Annotated in this window: 7 protein-coding genes and 1 pseudogene; 6 read left to right on the plus strand and 2 right to left on the minus strand. The window is 42.7% G+C overall.

Features of this window, described 5'->3' with window-relative positions:
* A pseudogene (locus tag VE944_RS22175) lies at positions 1 to 455 on the minus strand (PD-(D/E)XK nuclease family protein); the annotation flags it as partial.
* 146 nt (positions 456 to 601) lie between these two features.
* Here VE944_RS22175 and VE944_RS22180 point away from each other — a divergent pair.
* From VE944_RS22180 to VE944_RS22205, 6 genes are all read left to right on the plus strand, one after another.
* Complete coding sequence (locus tag VE944_RS22180; protein WP_324981955.1) at positions 602 to 2,026, plus strand: phosphoglucomutase/phosphomannomutase family protein; 1,425 nt, start codon at positions 602 to 604, stop codon at positions 2,024 to 2,026.
* Between the two features lie 72 nt (positions 2,027 to 2,098).
* The gene (locus VE944_RS22185; protein WP_324981957.1) at positions 2,099 to 2,374 is read left to right on the plus strand and encodes a LapA family protein; all 276 of its coding nucleotides are present in this window, start codon (positions 2,099 to 2,101) and stop codon (positions 2,372 to 2,374) included.
* A 13-nt stretch (positions 2,375 to 2,387) separates the two neighbouring features.
* Positions 2,388 to 2,612, plus strand: a complete 225-nt coding sequence (locus tag VE944_RS22190) for a DUF433 domain-containing protein (protein WP_012412401.1) — start codon at positions 2,388 to 2,390, stop codon at positions 2,610 to 2,612.
* A complete protein-coding gene (locus VE944_RS22195; protein WP_324981960.1) occupies positions 2,609 to 2,941 on the plus strand; it encodes a DUF5615 family PIN-like protein in 333 nt (110 codons plus the stop codon). The genes VE944_RS22190 and VE944_RS22195 overlap by 4 nt, the downstream gene beginning before the upstream one ends.
* 11 nt (positions 2,942 to 2,952) lie before the next feature.
* The gene (locus VE944_RS22200; protein ID WP_324981963.1) at positions 2,953 to 3,210 is read left to right on the plus strand and encodes a BrnA antitoxin family protein; all 258 of its coding nucleotides are present in this window, start codon (positions 2,953 to 2,955) and stop codon (positions 3,208 to 3,210) included.
* Between the two features lie 51 nt (positions 3,211 to 3,261).
* Positions 3,262 to 3,705 carry a DUF29 domain-containing protein gene (locus VE944_RS22205; protein ID WP_324981966.1) on the plus strand — a complete coding sequence of 148 codons (444 nt, stop codon included), beginning with the start codon at positions 3,262 to 3,264 and terminating at the stop codon, positions 3,703 to 3,705.
* Positions 3,706 to 3,751: 46 nt separating this feature from the next.
* Here the strand turns inward: VE944_RS22205 and VE944_RS22210 are convergent, their stop codons facing one another.
* Complete coding sequence (locus tag VE944_RS22210; RefSeq protein ID WP_324981969.1) at positions 3,752 to 3,994, minus strand: CopG family ribbon-helix-helix protein; 243 nt, start codon at positions 3,992 to 3,994, stop codon at positions 3,752 to 3,754.
* Positions 3,995 to 4,286: the final 292 nt, after the last annotated feature.

Here is a 4,286-nt window from a genome sequence, read left to right on the forward strand (position 1 = left end):
AAAACGCAGTCCATAGCCGCATATAAGCGAAAGCAATAATCTTCTTGTTCCACTACTATCGGTTTAGGAAAGCCTTCATCACCCGGAGTTAATTGGATAATATCTTTATCCAAAAGCAATGGCGCATCATGATATTTTTTGAGAATTTGCAGCACGCGTTGCTGGACTTGATCGCTTGAGTTGCCTAATTTAAGTAGCTGTGCAACTCTTTCTACACCATCGGCTTGCTTCAACAGATGCCTGTGATGATGAAACTCATAAATGCCTTTTTGGGCAAGTATGCCAATTCGCTGGGGCGCGGTGGCTTGCCCTAAAAGCGCTTTGACTTGTGGTTCGTGTTGCCTTGCTTTGATAAACCCCCGTCTCATCTGGCAATGCCAGCGTTCTTGCCCAGTCGCTGGGGCAACTAGAGACCAAAGGTGATAACTGGCAAAAGGTCGATCGGGGGTTGACATTGCTCAGAAACAGTGAGAGAAAATACGGTGGGGAGAAGTTTAAACTAAGGCTTGCTTAGAAAAGAACTTCGGAGGATAGTTGCTGCTACACGCGCTTTGCGAGAAGCTTTTATAGTACTGATAATGTACAGGAGCAAGTAGCAAAAATGTCCAGCAATATAAAATTTGGTACTGATGGATGGCGAGGGATTATTGCTGATGACTTTACTTTCACCAATGTGCGGAAAGTAACAAGAGCAATCGCCACTTACTTGGATACAGCCTACACAAAAGATAGACCAGTACTTATTGCCTACGATACTCGCTTTTTAGCTGACCAGTTTGCCCAAACATCGGCCCAAGTTTTGGCAGACTTAGGTTGGACTGTAAAAATTACTGATCGGGATTGTCCCACACCAGTAATTGCCTACAACGCCCGTCATCTAAATTCTGCTGGGGCATTAATGTTTACTGCTAGTCATAATCCAGCACCCTACTGTGGAATTAAATATATACCTGATTATGCTGGGCCTGCCACTCCAGAGATTACTGATACTATTGTGGCAAATATAGAAAGTGCATCGGATGAGTTACCTGGGAATAACCTATCAGGTTCAATTTCAATTTTCGATCCGAGACCAGATTACCTGCAATTTATCTATACTCTACTTGATATAGAAAAGATTAAAAGCGCAAATTTAAAAGTAAAGTATGATGCTCTGTATTCTACCTCTCGCGGCTATTTAGATGAAGTTTTGCAACATAGTGGCGTTCAGTTAGAAAGTTTCCACGATTGGAGAGATGTTTTATTTGGGGGTGGAATGCCAGAACCCAAAGGAGAACAATTAGTTGAGTTAGTAGAAGCAGTAGTTCGCGATCGCGCTGATTTGGGCTTGGCGACAGATGGAGATAGCGATCGCTTTGGTATCGTCGATGAACGAGGAACTGTCCTTACTCCGAATACTGTGCTGTTAGTTCTAGCGCGTCATTTAATCAGAAATAAAGGTAAAACTGGCGCGATAGTCCGCACTGTGGCGACAACCCATCTGCTGGATAATTTCGCGGCTAAAAATGGGCTGCAAATTTACGAAACACCAGTTGGTTTTAAATATATAGGTGAAAAAATGCGGGAAACTGCCGTGTTAATTGGTGGAGAAGAATCAGGCGGTTTGAGTATTATCGGACATATTCCCGAAAAAGACGGGATTTTAGCCGATATGCTGGTGGCAGAAGCGATCGCTTATGAAGGCAAACCTCTGAGTCAGATGGTTAAGGAAGCCATCGCCGAAGCCGATGGCCCACTTTACAACAACCGCCTAGACTTGCACCTCACAGAGGCACACAAAATCGCCGTCATCGACTCTTTTACTAGAAATCCACCTACAGAGGTAGCAGGAATTAAAGTCAAGGAAGTGGGGCGTAAAGATGGTATTAAGCTGTATTTAGAAGAGGGTAGCTGGGTTTTACTGCGTCCTTCCGGTACAGAACCACTGGTGCGCGTCTATCTAGAAACTCACACTCCCGAAAAACTCACCCAAATCGCCCAAGAGTTAGAGAATGTCATTGCTAAACTAGAGGCTGTAGCAGTTTAATCAGTCAGAATTAGGAGTTAAGAGTTATAAGTTAAGAATTATTAGCTCCTAACTTTTAACTTTTATCAAACTATGAAAATCGCTCCTTTTTTGACATCTTTAGTTTTAGCGGTTTGGATAATAGCGATCGCAATTATTTCAGTCCAAAATGCCACACCCGTATCGTTAAAATTCTTAACATTCCAATCGATTCAGATACCAATGGGTTTAGTGCTGGCTTTTAGTGCCTGTGTAGGGTTAATTGGCATGGCACTGCTGCAACCTCTCTGGGGACTTGCTGGCATTGGGCAGCGTAATTCTCGATTAGAAGACGATGCGGAATTTTTTGTTGATGATGAAGATTTTTGAGGTTTGAATAGCTGTGCAGTACCAAAACATTATTACAATCGAACCAGGAAAACGAGGTGGTAAGCCTTGTATTCGAGGAATGCGAATTACTGTATACGATGTTTTATCTTATCTTGCCTCTGGGATGACCTACGAGGAATTGCTTGATGACTTTCCTTATTTGACACAAGAGGATATTTTGGCTTGCCTAAGCTATGCGGCTGATCGAGAACGGCAAATGCTGACAATGCAAGCATGAAGTTATTGTTTGACCATAACTTATCACCTCGGTTAGTTGATCGACTAGCTGATATGTACCCAAACTCTCAGCATCTTTTTCTTATAAGCTTAGATCAAGCAGATGATCTAACTGTTTGGGAGTATGCCGGACAAAGTGGATTTACTGTTGTCACCAGAGATGCTGATTTTAATGAGTTGAGCATTTTGCGAGGATTTCCTCCGAAAGTGATTTGGATTCGTTATGGCAATTGTTCAACCAGACAGATTGAAGAGATTTTGCGATCGCATGTAGAGGATATTCAAGCTTTTGACAAAAATCCAGATTTGGGAGTTTTGACATTGTATTAGATTTGGAAACTATGGAAACTGAGTATGATTTTAGCCAGGGCAAGTGGGGAGCGATTGAATCAACACCAACAGGCAAAACTCGAATTACAATTCGCCTAGATGACGAAGTACTAGCATGGTTTCGTGACCAAGTTCACGCAGCAGGTGGAGAAAATTACCAAACTTTGATTAACGATGCCTTGCGTGAGTACATTCAGCAGCGCCGTGAACCGTTAGAAGATATATTACGGCGAGTATTGCGAGAGGAACTTGAGCGCATTGGAAAATAAGGCTATTTTATTTTGGCTTGCCTAAGACTATGCGGCTGATCAATAAAGGCTATGAGCACAACTTATAAAGCAGATTTTAATTTGTGGATTGAACAGACAACCCAACTATTGCGATCGCATCGCTGGCATGAAGTTGATGTAGAACATCTGATTGAAGAGGTTGAAGGCTTGGGCAAAAGTGAACGGCGGGGTATTGCCAGTCAACTAACTCGCTTACTTTTACATTTGCTCAAGTGGCAATATCAACCCCAGCGTCGCTCAGATAGTTGGCTCGATTCCATTACTGATTCTCGTACCCAAATTGAGTTAGCAATTGAAGATAGTCCTAGTCTTAAGAGCTATCCTACAGAGCAACTTGAGGAAAGTTATCAAAGGGCGCGTCGGCAAGCAGCCAAGCAAACGGGGATACTTGTATCCGTGTTTCCAGAAGAGTGCCCATATTCTTTAGAGTTAGTGTTGGATGAAGACTGGCTACCGGAAGCAAGCGATATTTGATAAATGTAATTGTGACTGTGTGGTATGAAGCGCATTACGCAACCACTTAATATACATTGGTGAGTCTTGCAAAAGTCGCTTTTACTTCTTCATCATCGGCAAAGTCTCCAGTATTCGCTTCAGCAATCCCCTTTTGAATTTCCTCGGTTTGCCACTGATACATCTCTAGATAAGTGGCTACCGCTTCATTAAGTATGTGGCTGCGATCGCGATTCATTCCTGCTGCGATCGCATCAAGTGCAGCCTTCTGATCGCTATCTATCCGAAACGTAATATTTTTTTTGCTCATCGTCTGGTAAAAATTATCTTGCAATGCAACGTGATTATAGTGGCGATCGCTATGATCTCAGAGCGCCTCTAGCCTTGAAGTTTCGCAGTACATGAAAAAAGCCTGCGTTGGCAAGCTTTTTAGAAAGTTTTGGGAGAGCGATCGCGCTGTTATAAAATCAAAATGTCCATTCGTGATCTGGATCATCTAGGGCAGCGCGAACAGAAGCCAAATTTGCAAGGTCTTTGAAAGGGCTTGATTTAGCAATTTCTGTGATTGAATTTAAGGTAAGGGCTAGTTGCTCATTATTGCC

The organism is Nostoc sp. (assembly GCF_035638895.1).
Lineage (GTDB): Bacteria > Cyanobacteriota > Cyanobacteriia > Cyanobacteriales > Nostocaceae > Nostoc.